This is a genomic window from Chryseobacterium sp. CBSDS_008 (assembly GCF_049959325.1).
Classification (GTDB): Bacteria; Bacteroidota; Bacteroidia; order Flavobacteriales; family Weeksellaceae; genus Chryseobacterium.
Genome location: NZ_CP188202.1, coordinates 3,484,563 through 3,499,988 on the forward strand (window position 1 = coordinate 3,484,563; position 15,426 = coordinate 3,499,988).

Below are 15,426 nucleotides of genomic sequence, written 5' to 3' on the forward strand. Positions count from 1 at the left end.
CTTAGTTATTGATTTTGAATAAATTCGAGGTTCCTCTCGCTATTAGGCGGGTTTTATCTGCATTCCATATTTCGCACTGCGTGTTTACAAACTGCTTTCCCCTTTTAATGATTTTAGTTTCAGCTACAATATTATCATTTTCTTTTGCAGTTGAAAAATAATCAATGACATTATTTATAGTGGTTATGAAAGAATTTTCATTTAATGAAAACATGGTTGCACCAATGATGTCGTCTACTATGGCAGCTGTAACTCCGCCATGAAGGTTTCCTATGGGATTCAGCCATTCCGGTCTTACCGTATACTGAAATGCCAATTGTCCTTCATCTGCAGAAAGAACGATGGGATTGAGCCATTTCATAAAAGGAGATGGTGACTGGTCAAATTCTTTTCCAATGAATTGTTTTAATTGTGCTAATCTATCCATACTTGAGTTTTTATTTTTCTACAATCATGGTTACTCCCTGTCCGCGGGCTGCACAGATGGATATAAATCCCTTTCCGCTGCCTTTTTCCTGAAGTAATTTGGCCAAGGTTGCGATAATTCTTCCTCCTGTTGCTGCAAATGGATGGGCCGCTGCAAGGCTTCCTCCTTTTACATTCAGTTTGCTTCTGTCTATTTTTCCCAGAGCTTTTTCCAGTCCGATTTTTTGCGCAAGTTCCTCATTTTCCCAGATTTTTATGGTGGCTAAAACCTGTGCTGCAAATGCTTCGTGAATTTCGTAATAATCAAAATCAGATAAATTCATCCCTGCTTTTTTAAGCATTCTTTCTGCGGCAAAAACAGGAGCAAGAAGCAGATCCTGTTTATTTTCTACGTATTCTATTCCTGCCAATTCTGAAAAACTGATATAAGCTAAAATGGGAAGGTTATTGGCTTTTGCCCATTCTTCGCTGGCTAGTAAAATTGCTGAAGCACCATCCGTAAATGGCGTTGAATTTCCTGCCGTTAAACTTCCATTCTGCTTATCAAAAGCAGGTTTTAGTTGTGAAAGCTTTTCAATGCTGCTGTCACGTCTCAGGTTGTTATCTTTATCTAAGCCAAAAGCCGGAGTGATCATATCATCAAAGAATCCTTCATCATACGCTTTTGCCATATTCTGATGACTTTTTAAAGCCAGTTCGTCCTGTTCTTTTCTTGGAATATTGTAATATTTTGCAGTAATTTCTGTGTGCTCTCCCATTACCAGCCCTGTTTTGGGTTCCTGTCCTTTGTAAGGAATCGGCATCCAGTCTTTCAGTTTTGGGCTTAACAGTTGTTTTAATTTTCCGAATGCTGATTTTTCTTTATTGGCTTTTAACAGGGCTTTTCTTAATCTTGGTGAAGACTCAAACGGGATGTTGCTCATGGCTTCCACTCCGCAGGCAATACCGGATTCTATCTGTCCTAATGCAATTTTATTTCCAATATAAATAGCGGCTTCAATACCTGTATCACATGCCTGCTGAAGATCACATGCGGGAGTTGCAGGGTCAAGAGTCGTATTCATAACGGTTTCTCTGATGAGGTTGCTTTCTGAGATATGCTTAATTACTGCACCGCCGGCAACTTCTCCGAGTCGTTTTCCTTTTAAGTGATAACGGTCTATCAATCCGTTCAATGAAGCAAGCAGGAGATCCTGGTTCCCCTGCTCCGAATAAGCGGTATTCATTCTGGCAAAAGGAATTCTGTTGTATCCTACAATAGCCACTTTTTTTGTTTCCATGTTGTATTATTTATGATGGAAGAATATTGAGTTCATGATCAATCATGCTGGTGATTCTGTCTAAAGCATGGTGTAAAAAGCTTTGGTCACCCATAGTTTTTGAAAGCAGGATTCCGCCTTCAATCAGCATAATGAATAGGGAAGCGTAATGCCCGGCATCGATGTTTGTGTCAATTTCACCCTTACTTTGTCCTTCAGCAATGGCATCTGATATTTTGTTCATCCACTGCCCGAAAGATCTTCTCACCTGGGTTTTCAGTGCAGGAAAAGAATCATCAGCTTCAGTGGCCGCATTCATTATCGGGCATCCGCCGTTGGCAAAAACTATCGTCCAGTTTTTCCGGTAAAAATCTACAAAGGCATGAAGTTTATCCAAAGAAGTAGGATATTCATCACCAAAAGAACGGCTGAGCGTTTTTCCGAGCAGTCCGGCATTGTATTTATAAACTTCAATAGCTACTTCATCCTTATTTTCAAAATTTCCATAGATACTGCCTTTCGTCAATCCGGTTGCCTGGGTTATGTCGGACAGCGATGTAGAAATATAACCCTTTGTATTAAAAAGAGTTGCTGTTTTTTCGATGATATGCTGTTTTGTTTTTTCTGCCTTCGACATTGGTTCTTAATTATAGGCAAATATACAAAAATATACCATTCGGTATATTTTATTAATAAAATTAATTGATGTAAATATTGATGGGTTTAAGTTTGGCTAAAGCCAATAGGTTTGTTTTTAAAATAGAAAAACGGGCTAAAGCCCGTTCCTATTGATATAAATGCTTTGAATCTTAATTCTCTAGTGTAGCACTCAATGTAATTTCAAAGTTGAATGCGGCACTTACAGGACATCCTTCTTCAGCAATCTTGGCAAATTTCTGGAATTCTTCTTCTGAGATTCCCGGAACTTTAGCAGTCAGCGTCAGTTCAGATTTTGTAATCTTTCCGATATTGGGATCAAGGGTGATGACAGAAGTTGTTTTTAATTCTTCAGGATTGTAGCCTGCCTGTGATAATTCCGCATCCAGTTTCATGGTGAAGCATCCGGCGTGAGCTGCTGCCAGTAATTCTTCAGGGTTTGTCCCTACACCATCCGCAAAACGGCTGTTGAAAGAATATTGAGTCTGGTTTAAAGTTGTACTCTGAGTTGTTAAATGTCCTTTTCCTTCTTTGATGGTACCGTTCCAAACGGCTGTTGCGTTACGTCTCATAATGTTTGTTTTTTGTATTTAATATTGTTTGATTTTGATGTTACAAAGGTAGGTCTGTGTTCGGGTGTATTCAATGGATAAAAGGTATTAAATATTGCACTTTTTTCTCCGAAGAGGAATTTTCTTGAAATTAGTGGGTATACTTCTCATTTCTGGTGAAAAGCCAGTTGAAATAGGCAGGATCTTCATGCTCCAGATCGACAATAAATTGTTGTGGCATTCTTTAACTTTAGTCTAAAGATACAAAAAAGCATGATGTAAGCCGTATTAAATTATTGAAACCCAAAATTCTGGTGCCTGGCATACAGGATTGGAATAAAATAAATCGAAAATAAGTTTTTACATTGATATTATTTTATCATTTTTACAAAGATTTGTATCACAACCTATATTATTTAATCTTTTTTCATAACTGCCTGTATGAGCGAATTAGAAAATATTCTGAGAGAAATAACTCCACTGTCTCCTGAGGATAGTTTTCTCGTGTTTGACAGGATCAAAGCGTCTTTCGACTTTCCATATCATTATCATCCGGAAATTGAAATCAATTTTATCTACAAAGGAAAAGGGTATCGCCGAATGGTTGGAGATCATACCGGAGAAATTGGAAATATAGAGTTGGTATTGGTAGGCCCCAATCTGCCGCACTGCTGGGCCAATTACAGATGCAAAAACAGAAAAACCCACGAAATCACCATACAGTTCAATCAGGATTTCTTTCAACAGTCGCTCATGGAGAAAAATATCCTGAAGCCCATCAACAATCTGATGAAAGACTCCATCAGAGGAGTTCTTTTTTCTTCCGAAACTGCTGAGAAACTAAAAGATTCGTTTCTCAACCTGTCCAAGATGAACAGCTTTGAGTCTTTTATAGAAATAATGAAGATTCTGAACGAATTGGCTGTAGCAGAAAATAAAATACTTTTATCATCCTATAGTATTGAACTCGAGACTTTTGCTGATAATGATAAAATGAAGGTTGTCCATGATTTTGTCCATAAGAATTTTGAGAATAAAATAACGCTGGATAAAGCAGCCTCATTGGTGAATATGAGCAATGTGACGTTCAACAGATTTATCAAAAAAAGAACGGGAAAAACATTCATTAACTATCTGAATGAGATAAGAATCAGCTATGCTGCACGCTGGCTGATGGAAAAAAATCTTACTGTTTTTGAGATCGCTTTTGAAGCTGGATTTAATAATATTGCCAACTTCAACAAAGTATTTAAGTCTATCAAAAAAACAACTCCCACAGAATTTAAAGAACAGTTTAAAGGAGTTAAAAAAATCGAGTAATTCATTTTAGAATTTACTTTTTTACATGATCAGCTCAAAATAAAAGACATAACCGGACATAATCCGGTTTTATTTTTGATAAAATGAAGATAAATCCTCTTTTTTTGATAGAATTTAATCAGGCGTATTTTATTGGTATTTAGAGGTTTAATCGGGTTTAAATAAAATTGCTGAAAAAATAATATCGTTTTATGATAAAATAGTATTATATCAGACTGGCTACAAAATTTAGATTTGTGAATGTGAATTAAATCTTAACAAAACTTTAAATAATTTAATACATAAACGGCAAAATTTTGTTGAAAAAACAATAATGTTTTTGTATTGAAAAATAAAGCAATGTAATTGATTCTCAATTAATCTAACGAATCTATACCTTATGAGAAAAGCAGTTATACCCGTTCTGTTCGTTTTTTCAATTTCTGCGAATGCACAGGAGAAAAAATCAGCCGACACTACGAAGACAAACAGTATTGAGGAGGTCGTAGTCACCTCTTTGGGGATAAAAAGGCAGGCCCGCTCTTTGACGTATTCCAGTCAGCAGATTGGCGGGGATGAGCTTACAGAAGTGAAAACTCCCAATCTATTAAATTCGATCAATGGAAAAGTTTCCAACGTACAGATCAACAGAACGAATGGAGGTGTTGGCGGATCTGTGAGAGTTGTGATGCGTGGGGATAAATCTACACGAAACAGTCAGCCATTATATGTTATTGATGGAATTCCAATCACTAATGGTGTTGGAGGGCCAAACGTGGACTTTTATGCATCTATGCCTGATGTCGGAGATATATTGAGTACAATAAATCCTGAGGATATTGAAAGTATCAATTTTCTTAAAGGGGCATCAGCATCTGCCTTATATGGTTCTCAAGGAAGTAATGGAGCTGTACTGATCACCACAAAGAAAGGAAAAGCAGGGAAAAGCAGCTTAACTTATTCTACCAGTCTAACCATGGATAAAGTATATGCTTTACCTGAATTGCAGAATAGCTACCTACAGACAATTCCTTATGATCCGGCATCAGGACAAACTGGTTCTCAGCAAAGCTGGGGAGCAAAAGGAAATTCTAAAGACTATACAAAAGATTTTTTCAAAACAGGAGCCACCTGGATCAACAGTCTTAGCTTCCAGTCCGGTAATGAAAAAAGTACTAATTTATTCTCTTTTGGTAATACCACCAATAAAGGAGTGATTCCTACTTCTTCATTTGACCAGTACAATCTTAATTTTAGAAATTCAAGTAAGTTCTTAGAGAATAAATTAACATTGGATGTAAATGTAATGGCATCCATGCAGAATACTAAAAACAGACTTACCCCAGGCTCTTACTTTTCTCCGCTAACAAATTTGTATTGGCTTCCGAGGGGTGTAAATTTTGACAACTTTAGTGGTGATAATTACACTTATTTTAATAAGGAAAGATATCTGCCAGCACAAAACTGGTGGGCTATTGCTCCTGATGGAAGTTTTGGTGTTGAATCTCAAAATCCATATTGGATATTAAACAGGAATGCTGTAACCACTAAGAATAAGAATTTTTATGGATCTGCCGCGTTAAGCTATGCAATTAATCCTTGGTTAATTGCTAAAGTAAGAGGGAATTATAGTTATTTTGATTCTGATACTCAGCGAGATGTCGCTGTATTTTCTCTGCCTGTTGTAATGGGGGGGAACAATAATGGTAAGATTTACAAAAATTTATATGATAACCGATCCACTTACGGTGATGTTTTATTAAGTGGAAATCCACATATAAGCGACAATTTTACTTTAGATTTTACTGTAGGAGCGAGTATTAGTGATAAGAGAGCATCAGTAACAACAATCGAAAATAACCTATTGGTGGTGCCTAACTTGTTTACTTTAAACAATTTGCAATGGACAGGCCAAAATGGGAATGGTCAAAACTATACGATTACCAATACCAGGAGACAGGATCAATCTGTTTTTGCAAGTGCTAATATCGGATTCAAGAATAAATTGTATCTGGACCTAACTTTTAGGAATGATTGGTCTTCTACTTTAGCAGGATTAGGAAATGTTTCTTTTGATTATGAATCTGTAGGTTTAAATGCAATTCTTTCAGATATTTTGAAGTTACCAGACTTTTTCAGCTTCTGGAAATTAAGAGGTTCTTATGCCATTGTAGGTAATGCATTAGATCCTACATTTACAATGCCCCAGCTGATTTTTAATGCAGGTAGTATTGTAGGTACATATAGTGCTTATCCGGTAGTGCGTAGTGGGTATGAATCTCTCTTCCCAAGGCCTGAAGAAAATAAGACCTTTGAAGTGGGAACAGATCTGAGACTGTTTAAGAATAGGCTTCGTTTTGATTTTACTTACTATAACTCTAATAATTCTCATCAGTATCTTCAAGGTATCGAAGCGTCTTCAGACCTTTCGGTTACTTTTGGAGGGAAATTAGATATTAATGCCGGAAAGATAAGAAATACTGGGTTGGAATCATCTTTAGCTGTAGATGTAATTAAAAAAGAAAAATTTTCCTGGACTTCAACAGTTAACTTTTCAACAAATAAAAATAAAATTGTTGAGCTTTTCCCTTCAAAATATTTCAATGATTCAGATGAAAAACTTTTTACACTTTTGGGTGGAGGATATAATAAGTTAAAATTAGGAGGATCTTTCGGAGATATTTATGGAAGAACTTTTAAAAGAGATGATCAGGGAAGAATTGTTGTGAATAATCAAGGGGTTCCACTATTTGATACTGGAGCTGTAGAATATTTAGGAAATCCGAATCCTAAATTTATGCTTGGCCTTAATAATTCATTTACTATTGGTAAACTTAATGTTGATTTCTTGATAGATGGCAGATTTGGTGGAAAAGTATTGGGCTATACACAAATGATGAATGACAGATATGGGGTAAGTAAAATAACTGCTGATGCTAGAGATAACGGTGGAGTTTCCATTAATAATGCTGTTACAGAAAATGGACAGACTTATACAGCCAAGACAGATGCTAAAGCATATTATGAAGCCGTGTCCAATGTAGAAGAGGCATATATGTATAGTGGAACAGCTATCAGGTTACGACAAGCTTCAATTTCGTATACATTTAATATGAAGTCAAAATTTTTACAGAATGCAACTGTGGGGGTAACTGGCTCCAATCTTTTTTTCTTGTACAAAAAAGCGCCATTTGATCCAGAGCAAGTATCGGGTGTAAATCCGGGCGGAGTAGGTGTTGATATGTTTGGTATGCCGATTACAAGATCTTTAGGTGTTTCATTAAAAGCAACTTTCTAATTTTATAACAATGAAAAATATAATAAAAATAATACTAATAGGAGGTAGTGTAGCAGCTTCAGTTTTAAGCTGTACAAGTAATTTTGACGATATTAATTCTCAATATTCAGGTCTCGGTAGTGAACAACTAAATGCTGATTTTGTACAGTTGGTAAATCCTTTAAAACAGATGCAGAGAAATCTTGCCCACCCTACTGATTGGGTGTATCAGCTGCAGACTAATTTAAATGCAGATATGTACAGTGGACTTTTCAGTACCGCAACACCATATAATGGAGGTAAGAATAATACAACTTATTTTATGATGGATGGATGGAACGAAAGAATAATGATGACTCAGTTAGAAGATGTATTTCAGCAAATTAAAAATTTTACTACTGTTACCGAAAAGAACTATCCAGGGATAGATTTCTCTCATTCATTAGCTGTCTTACAGATATTAAGGGTAATTGCGTCCCAAAAGGTTTCTGATGCGCATGGTCCAATAATATATAGTAAATACCTTACACCAAATGCAAATGGAATTACTGATGTTGACAGTCAGCAGGATGCATATAATTATTTTATAACAGATCTTACAGCTGCAATTTCAGCACTCCAGAAAAATATGAGTGTTGAAGATCAGTCTGTCCTGAAAAAAGGAGACCTTGTCTTTGCGGGGAATGCAGCTAATTGGGCTCGTCTTGCAAATTCATTGAAACTGAGACTGGCCATGAGAATAAGCTATGCAGATCCAGCAAAATCAAAACAATATGCGGAAGAAGCATTAAATTCTCCTGCTGGTTTAATTGATACCAATACTACTAATGCATTAGTGAGTTATGGAGGAGCCTCTCCTTTATATAATATTATTTATTCCTGGGGAGACTGTAAAATTGGAGCTCCATTAATGGCATATATGAATGGATTTAATGATCCCAGAATTTCATCTTATGCAAAGCCCGCAGTGGACCCTACTGTAAACGGAAAATATATTGGAGTAAGACTAGGAGCTGATTTAGGAGGAAGTAAAGATAGATATGGAAATTTTTCTCAACCGGCAGCAATCTCAGCAACCGGTGACTATTTTTCAAATTCTAACGGTAAAAACAAAATCATAACTGCATCAGAAATATGGTTCCTGAAAGCTGAAGCTGCTATTAGAGGATATGCAGGAGCCGGAGATGCTGGGACAAACTACAATAAAGGTATTGAGATGTCATTTGCAGAATGGGGAAAAAGTACTGAGTATGCCACGTATGTTGCAGATGCAACTTCAACGGAAGCCCCTTATATTGACCCTAAAAATTCATCAAACAGTATTTTATCTGGAAGTCCCATGTTGAGTACAATCACCATAAAATGGAATGAAACAGACTCTTTCGAAAGGAAATTAGAAAGAATCATGACGCAAAAATGGATTGCTATTTATCCTGACGGTTCTGAAGCATGGGCTGAACAACGAAGAACTCATTATCCGATTATTTTCAAAAATGTTCTAAACGATAGTCAAGGTGCTATTAACACAGATGTTATGATCAGAAGGATTCCTATCCCAATAAAATACCGCAATAACACACTTAACTATTCCCAAGCTGTTCAGTATCTTGGAGGCCCTGATACCGGAGGTACTAAGCTTTGGTGGGATAAAAAATAATAAATACTCAGAATTACTCATTAATAAAGAGACATCTCAACATCAGATTTTTATCTGAAACATTCATTGAGGCGGGAGAATAGAGTAGAATCTCCAAAAAATTTATAGTTTCGTTTTTAGCCTGAATGAATCTTTGAGATGTTCTCTTTTTTAGAATCTATTTTTAAATATGGGAAAAAACAACTCCGGAACCCGTCGGATTCAGCCAATTCTCTGGATTTCTACATTATATTTTGCAATGGGTGTGCCCTTTGTAACCATTAATGCGGTTTCAGGAATCATGTATAAAGATATGGGTGTTTCGGATGCGCAGATTACGTTCTGGACAGCCCTTATCCTTTTCTCCTGGACATTAAAACCGCTTTGGAGCCCGTTCCTGGAGATTTATAAAACAAAAAAATTCTTTGTTGTTTTTACTCAGTTTGTGATAGGAATTCTGTTTGCCCTCATTGCATTAAGTCTGCCTTTACATGATTTTTTTAAATACAGTATTGCTCTTTTTGCAGTAGTGGCATTTTGTGGGGCTACCCATGATGTGGTAGCAGACGGAACGTATATTGGCTTTTTAACCAATAAAGAGCAGGCAAAATACATTGGCTGGCAGGGTGCATTTTACAATCTGGCTAAGATCATCAGCAGCGGCGCATTGGTTTATTTCGCTGGTGTTTTAGAAAAAACAAAAGGCGTTACGCATGCATGGATGATCATTATGGTGATCTATGCATTACTGTTTTTTGTGTTGGCTATTTACCATTATTTTATTCTGCCGAAAGAAGACAGAGAAGAACAAAAGGAAGAAAAAACAGCTGGAAATGTTCGTCAGGAACTATTAGAAGTCATTACCTCTTTCTTTACCAAAAAGAGAATTTTATGGTGTATACTCTTCATTATTCTGTACCGTTTTGCAGAAGGGTTTGCCATCAAAATCGCTCCTTTATTTTTTAAAGCTCCAAGAACTTCAGGAGGATTAGGACTGTCCACTTCAGATATCGGGCTTATTTATGGAACGTACGGTTCTGCAGCATTCATCTTAGGATCCGTACTGGCAGGATATTTTATCTCCGCCCGCGGATTGAAAAGATCTTTGATATGGCTGTGCTGTGCATTCAATATTCCATTTGTGGTGTATGCATTACTAGCGCATTATCAGCCAGATACTCTTTTACCGGTAGGAATTGCCGTAGTAGTGGAGTATTTCGGATATGGATTTGGTTTCGTAGGGTTAATGCTCTACATGATGCAGCAGATTGCACCCGGAAAACACAAAACGGCTCATTACGCATTTGCCACAGGTATTATGAACCTTGGCGTAATGATTCCCGGAATGTTCAGCGGAATGATCAGTGACTGGATCGGGTACAAAATGTTCTTTATCTGGGTATTGATCGCTACCATTCCTGCATTTTTAGCCACCTTATTTGTTCCTTTTCCTTATCCGGAAAATCAGAAAGGACAAGAAATCAATTAATAAACAAATTTTAAATAAAAAGTAAAAAATACTTTATGACAGCTCAATCAGTAATGATCCCCTGGCAGGATCGCCCGGAAGGTTGTAATGATATCATGTGGAGGTTTTCCGAAAACCCGATCATTAACAGATACGCGATACCAACATCCAACAGTATATTCAACAGTGCGGTGATCCCTTTTGAGGATGGATTTGCCGGAGTCTTCCGTTGTGATAACAAGGCCGTACAGATGAATATTTTTGCGGGTTTCAGTAAAGATGGAATCAATTGGGACATCAACCCTGACCCTATTGAAATGCAGGCAGGAAATACGGATATGATTGAATCCGATTACAAATATGATCCCCGCGTAACCTTCATAGAAGACCGCTACTGGATCACATGGTGCAACGGATACAACGGTCCTACCATCGGAATTGGATATACTTTTGATTTTAAAGAATTTTTTCAGTGCGAAAATGCCTTTCTTCCCTTCAACAGAAACGGAGTTTTGTTCCCTGAAAAAATCAATGGTAAATATGCCATGTTGAGCCGTCCGAGTGATAACGGGCATACGCCTTTCGGTGATATTTATATTAGTTACAGCCCTGATATGAAATACTGGGGAGAACACCGCTGCGTGATGAAAGTAACTCCTTTTGAAGACAGTGCGTGGCAGTGTACAAAAATCGGAGGCGGGCCGGTTCCTATCAAAACAGAAGAAGGATGGCTGCTTTTCTATCATGGAGTGATCAATACCTGCAGAGGATTCAGATATTCAATGGGAGCAGCTTTGCTTGATCTTGAAGATCCTACAAAAGTATTGTACAGAACGAAGCCCTATCTGTTGGCTCCGGCTGAATTGTATGAACTGACAGGAGATGTGCCGAATGTGGTTTTCCCTTGTGCAGCATTGACCGAGGGAGACAAAGTAACAGTATATTACGGTGCTGCTGATACCGTAGTTGCGATTGCCTTTGGATATATCTCAGAAATTATTGATTTTATGAAAAAGAATTCAATTTAATACAGTAATATAAAGTTTAGGAAAATAGGTTAATCATCTTAATTTTCCCTTTTTCTGGGAATTTTATAATGGTTTTCCTATTTTTAAACCAACTTTTAAACAAAAAAATCTCCGATACCTCTCTTATCATGAAAAAAGAACTGTTAATCTGCTTTTTTACCACCCTGATTTCTGTAGCCAGCAGTGCCCAGCAAAATAAAAACGATGTTTTATCCTGGGTAGATCCTTTTATAGGCACAGGAGGACATGGGCATACGTTTCCCGGAGCTACTACGCCATTCGGGATGATACAGTTGAGTCCGGATCAGAATACGAAAAGCGGCGACTGGGATTGGTGTTCCGGATACCACTACAGCAGCAAAACGATCATGGGGTTCAGTCATAACCATCTTAGCGGAACAGGTTGGGCAGACCTTGGAGATATTCTGATAATGCCAACGGTAGGACAAGTAAAAATGGTTCCGGGATCAGAAGATAAACCGGAAACCGGTTACCGTTCAAAATTTACACACGATAAAGAAGTGGCATCTCCGGGATATTATTCCGTAATGCTGGACAGCTATGGAATCAAAGCTGAACTGACCGCTTCCCCAAGAGTGGGGTTTCATAAATATACTTTCCCGAAAAGTGATGAATCTAACATCATTATTGATCCTACCAACAAAATCTTCGGAAATATCTACCATACTTTAGTAAGTGTAGAAGGCAATAATAAAATCAAAGGGTACTGCTACAGCAATGGCTGGGGAGGTAAACGATTTGCTTACTTCGTAATGGAGTTTTCCAAACCGTTTAAGTCTTACGGCGTTTATGCTGACGGAAAAATCAAAAATGATGAAAAAATTGCCCTTGCCAAAGATGCTAAAGCTTTTGTAAGATTTTCAACAGAAGATCAGGAAAGCATTGAAGTAAAAGTATCTTTATCTCCGGTGAGTACAGAAAACGCACAGGAAAATTTCGATACAGAAGCAACAAATGTCGACTTTGCAAAAGCGAAAGAAACCGCTCAAAAGACCTGGAGAGATCTTATCGGAAGATTCCAGGTAACAGGAGGAACCGACAGCCAGAGAAAAATTTTCTATACGGGAGTTTACCATACCTTCATTGCACCCAATTTATACATGGACGTGAATGGAGATTATGTTGCCGCTCAGGAAAACATGAATACCAAATGGTTTACCAACTACAGTACTTATTCATACTGGGACGGATTCAGAGCGACACACCCGCTATTGACCATAATGGATCAGAAACATACAAAAGAATTTGCGAATTCTCTGATCAGCCGGTATACGGATCGTAAAGACCATATGCCGATCTGGGAGCTTTGTGGATATGATAACTTCTGTATGTTGGGCTATCACAGTGCTTCGGTAATCTGGGATGCTATTTCAAAAGGAGTTCCGGGTATTGATGCTGAAAAAGCATTTGCCGCAATGAAAGATGCCTCTTTAACAGATAAAATGAGCAGCAGTGATGGCGGTGGAGGTCTTAATGATTATATCAAATTAGGCTATACCCCATCAGAAAACGGAGCTTCTGTTTCGGCAACACTGGAATATTCATATGATGACTGGTGTATTCATCAGCTTGCTGAAAAATTAGGCAAAAAAGAAGAATCAGAAGTGTATAAAAAACGTTCTATGAACTTTCTGAATACCTTCAATAAAGAAAACAACCACTTCTGGCCAAGGCAGAAAGACGGGAAATTCTTAGCAGATTTTACCCTTAACGACTGGAAAAAACTGCAGCCACATTGGGTTTCCGGAAATATCTGGGCCTATGACTTCTTTGTTCCGCATCAGATTGATGAAATGATGAATCTTTACGGAGGTAAAAAAGGATTTGAAGAAAAATTGGATAAAACCTTTACAGAGGCTCTTCATATGGAAGGAGAACAGCATGTTGATATCTCAGGATTCATAGGGTCTTTAGGATTCGGGGATGAGCCGGGGCATCACGTTCCCTACCTGTACAATTATACAGGAAGTCCTTACAAAACTCAGAAAATGGTAAAATATATCCGCGACAATATGTATGCAGCTAAACCTGATGGTATCGTTAATAACGAAGACTGCGGGCAAATGTCAGCATGGTATATCTTCTCATCATTAGGATTCTATCCTGTAACACCTGGGAAACCTGTTTATGCCATCGGAGCACCACAATTCCCGAAAGCTTCTTTAAAACTGGAGAATGGAAAAACATTCACCGTAATTGCAGACAAAATATCTGATAAGAATATCTATGTACAGAAAATGTTCCTGAATAGAAAAGAATACAAAAGCTGGGAACTGAACCACAGCGATATCATGAACGGTGGCGAGCTGAGATTCGTAATGGGAAGCAAACCTGTAAAATAAGACTCATAAAAATAAACGAAACAAAGTATCAATGGAAAGGAGAAATTTTATTAAAACAAGTGCACTGGCAGGAGCCGGATTGCTGTTTACTCAAAATGTTTTTGCTAAAAATTTAGTGCTGGATGATTTTCCTGTTGTCCGTGTTCCCAAAGATAAAAGACATTTTACCAGCGAATCCGTAGAAAGTGCTATAGCAGCGTTTAAAAAGAAAGTAAAAAACAAAGAGCTGAGCTGGCTTTTTGAAAACTGCTTCCCGAATACATTAGATACTACTGTTTACTATACAGAAACCGGCGGAACACCGGATACCTATGTGATCACTGGGGATATTGATGCCATGTGGCTTCGTGACAGTTCCGCACAGGTTTTTCCTTATCTGCAGTTCTCGAAAAAAGATGAAAAACTACATAAGCTGATCTCAGGAGTAATCCATAAACAGACGACATTCATCCTTAAAGATCCTTATGCCAATGCTTTCTATAATGATGATCAGAAGATCAGCAAATGGAAAGAATATGACCACACCGATATGAAGCCGGGAACCCATGAAAGAAAATGGGAAATTGACTCGCTTTGTTATCCTATCCGTCTGGCCTACCACTTCTGGAAAACAACAGGAGATACAAAACCTTTTGATGCTAACTGGCTGAAAGGAATTCAACTTACCCTACAGACTTTCACAGAACAGCAGAGAAAACATGATCTGGGACCTTACAAATTCGAGCGTACAACAGCCTGGGCAACAGATGGAGTTCCTATGGGAGGATATGGTTATCCAACAAAACCGGTTGGTCTTATCAGCTCTATGTTCCGTCCAAGTGATGATGCTACTATTTATGGATTCCTGATTCCGTCTAACTTATTTGCAGTAGTAAGCTTACGTCAGGCAGCGGAAATGGTTTCTCAGATTAAAAATGAAAAAACGTTGGCTCAACAGTTGAACAGCCTGGCTGAGGAGGTAGATGCAGCCATCAAAAAATACGGAATTTACAATCATCCTGAATTTGGAAAAATCTATGCTTTTGAAGTAAATGGCTTCGGAAGTTACAATCTGATGGATGATGCAAACTGTCCAAGTTTGCTGGGACTGCCTTATCTGGATGCGGTAAAAGCTGATGACCCTGTTTATTTGAATACAAGAAAATTTGTTTGGTCAGAAAACAACCCGTTCTTCTTTAAAGGTAAGCTGGCAGAAGGAATAGGAGGTCCGCATATCGGACTTGACATGATCTGGCCAATGAGTATCATAATGAAGGCACTCACTACCAAAGATAAAAGTGAGATCAGATGGTGTATAGATACCTTACAGAAAACGCACGGAGGAACAGGCTTTATGCATGAATCCTTCCATAAAGACGACTCTAAAAAGTTCACCAGAGAATGGTTTGCATGGGCCAATACCCTGTTTGGAGAATTGTTATGGAAAACCTTTAACGAAAGCCCAGAGCTACTGACATAGCAC

General features: G+C 37.9%; 11 protein-coding genes. 7 read left to right on the forward strand and 4 right to left on the reverse strand.

The genetic code is table 11. The features are described 5' to 3' along the window. Position 1: 1 nt before the first annotated feature. The 4 genes from ACP3T3_RS15795 to ACP3T3_RS15810 all read right to left on the reverse strand — a co-directional run bounded on the left by ACP3T3_RS15795 (position 2) and on the right by ACP3T3_RS15810 (position 2,914). On the reverse strand, positions 2-427 hold the full coding sequence (locus tag ACP3T3_RS15795; RefSeq protein ID WP_426476776.1) for a PaaI family thioesterase: 426 nt from the start codon (positions 425-427) through the stop codon (positions 2-4). A 10-nt stretch (positions 428-437) separates the two neighbouring features. Then, complete coding sequence (locus ACP3T3_RS15800) at positions 438-1,706, reverse strand: acetyl-CoA C-acetyltransferase (RefSeq protein ID WP_426476777.1); 1,269 nt, start codon at positions 1,704-1,706, stop codon at positions 438-440. A gap of 10 nt (positions 1,707-1,716) precedes the next feature. After that, positions 1,717-2,322, reverse strand: a complete 606-nt coding sequence (locus tag ACP3T3_RS15805) for a TetR/AcrR family transcriptional regulator (RefSeq protein ID WP_426476778.1) — start codon at positions 2,320-2,322, stop codon at positions 1,717-1,719. A 172-nt stretch (positions 2,323-2,494) separates the two neighbouring features. Next, positions 2,495-2,914 (reverse strand): OsmC family protein, encoded by a 420-nt coding sequence (locus tag ACP3T3_RS15810; protein ID WP_047376298.1) that lies wholly within the window; start codon positions 2,912-2,914, stop codon positions 2,495-2,497. 420 nt (positions 2,915-3,334) lie between these two features. Between ACP3T3_RS15810 and ACP3T3_RS15815 the strand changes: the two genes are divergently transcribed. From ACP3T3_RS15815 to ACP3T3_RS15845, 7 genes are all read left to right on the forward strand, one after another. Continuing rightward, a complete protein-coding gene (locus ACP3T3_RS15815) occupies positions 3,335-4,213 on the forward strand; it encodes an AraC family transcriptional regulator (protein ID WP_426476779.1) in 879 nt (292 codons plus the stop codon). A 379-nt stretch (positions 4,214-4,592) separates the two neighbouring features. Next, complete coding sequence (locus ACP3T3_RS15820; protein WP_426476780.1) at positions 4,593-7,490, forward strand: SusC/RagA family TonB-linked outer membrane protein; 2,898 nt, start codon at positions 4,593-4,595, stop codon at positions 7,488-7,490. Positions 7,491-7,500: 10 nt separating this feature from the next. Then, positions 7,501-9,126 (forward strand): SusD/RagB family nutrient-binding outer membrane lipoprotein, encoded by a 1,626-nt coding sequence (locus ACP3T3_RS15825; RefSeq protein ID WP_426476781.1) that lies wholly within the window; start codon positions 7,501-7,503, stop codon positions 9,124-9,126. 169 nt (positions 9,127-9,295) lie between these two features. Beyond that, positions 9,296-10,594: an MFS transporter gene (locus ACP3T3_RS15830; protein WP_426476782.1), complete on the forward strand. Its 1,299-nt coding sequence runs from the start codon at positions 9,296-9,298 to the stop codon at positions 10,592-10,594. A gap of 35 nt (positions 10,595-10,629) precedes the next feature. Continuing rightward, positions 10,630-11,601, forward strand: coding sequence for a glycoside hydrolase family 130 protein (locus ACP3T3_RS15835; protein ID WP_426476783.1), 972 nt, complete (start codon positions 10,630-10,632; stop codon positions 11,599-11,601). 128 nt (positions 11,602-11,729) lie between these two features. Then, the gene (locus tag ACP3T3_RS15840; protein WP_426476784.1) at positions 11,730-13,964 is read left to right on the forward strand and encodes a GH92 family glycosyl hydrolase; all 2,235 of its coding nucleotides are present in this window, start codon (positions 11,730-11,732) and stop codon (positions 13,962-13,964) included. A 31-nt stretch (positions 13,965-13,995) separates the two neighbouring features. After that, on the forward strand, positions 13,996-15,423 hold the full coding sequence (locus tag ACP3T3_RS15845) for a glycoside hydrolase family 125 protein (protein WP_426476785.1): 1,428 nt from the start codon (positions 13,996-13,998) through the stop codon (positions 15,421-15,423). Positions 15,424-15,426 lie beyond the last annotated feature (3 nt).

Excerpts from the sequence above, each read along its gene's own strand:
- ACP3T3_RS15835 (WP_426476783.1), top strand. The coding sequence starts at position 10,630 with ATGACAGCTCAATCAGTAATGATCCCCTGGCAGGATCGCCCGGAAGGT.
- ACP3T3_RS15845 (WP_426476785.1), top strand. The coding sequence starts at position 13,996 with ATGGAAAGGAGAAATTTTATTAAAACAAGTGCACTGGCAGGAGCCGGA.
- ACP3T3_RS15820 (WP_426476780.1), top strand. The coding sequence starts at position 4,593 with ATGAGAAAAGCAGTTATACCCGTTCTGTTCGTTTTTTCAATTTCTGCG.
- ACP3T3_RS15800 (WP_426476777.1), bottom strand. The coding sequence starts at position 1,706 with ATGGAAACAAAAAAAGTGGCTATTGTAGGATACAACAGAATTCCTTTT.
- ACP3T3_RS15825 (WP_426476781.1), top strand. The coding sequence starts at position 7,501 with ATGAAAAATATAATAAAAATAATACTAATAGGAGGTAGTGTAGCAGCT.
- ACP3T3_RS15810 (WP_047376298.1), bottom strand. The coding sequence starts at position 2,914 with ATGAGACGTAACGCAACAGCCGTTTGGAACGGTACCATCAAAGAAGGA.
- ACP3T3_RS15830 (WP_426476782.1), top strand. The coding sequence starts at position 9,296 with ATGGGAAAAAACAACTCCGGAACCCGTCGGATTCAGCCAATTCTCTGG.
- ACP3T3_RS15840 (WP_426476784.1), top strand. The coding sequence starts at position 11,730 with ATGAAAAAAGAACTGTTAATCTGCTTTTTTACCACCCTGATTTCTGTA.
- ACP3T3_RS15805 (WP_426476778.1), bottom strand. The coding sequence starts at position 2,322 with ATGTCGAAGGCAGAAAAAACAAAACAGCATATCATCGAAAAAACAGCA.
- ACP3T3_RS15815 (WP_426476779.1), top strand. The coding sequence starts at position 3,335 with ATGAGCGAATTAGAAAATATTCTGAGAGAAATAACTCCACTGTCTCCT.
- ACP3T3_RS15795 (WP_426476776.1), bottom strand. The coding sequence starts at position 427 with ATGGATAGATTAGCACAATTAAAACAATTCATTGGAAAAGAATTTGAC.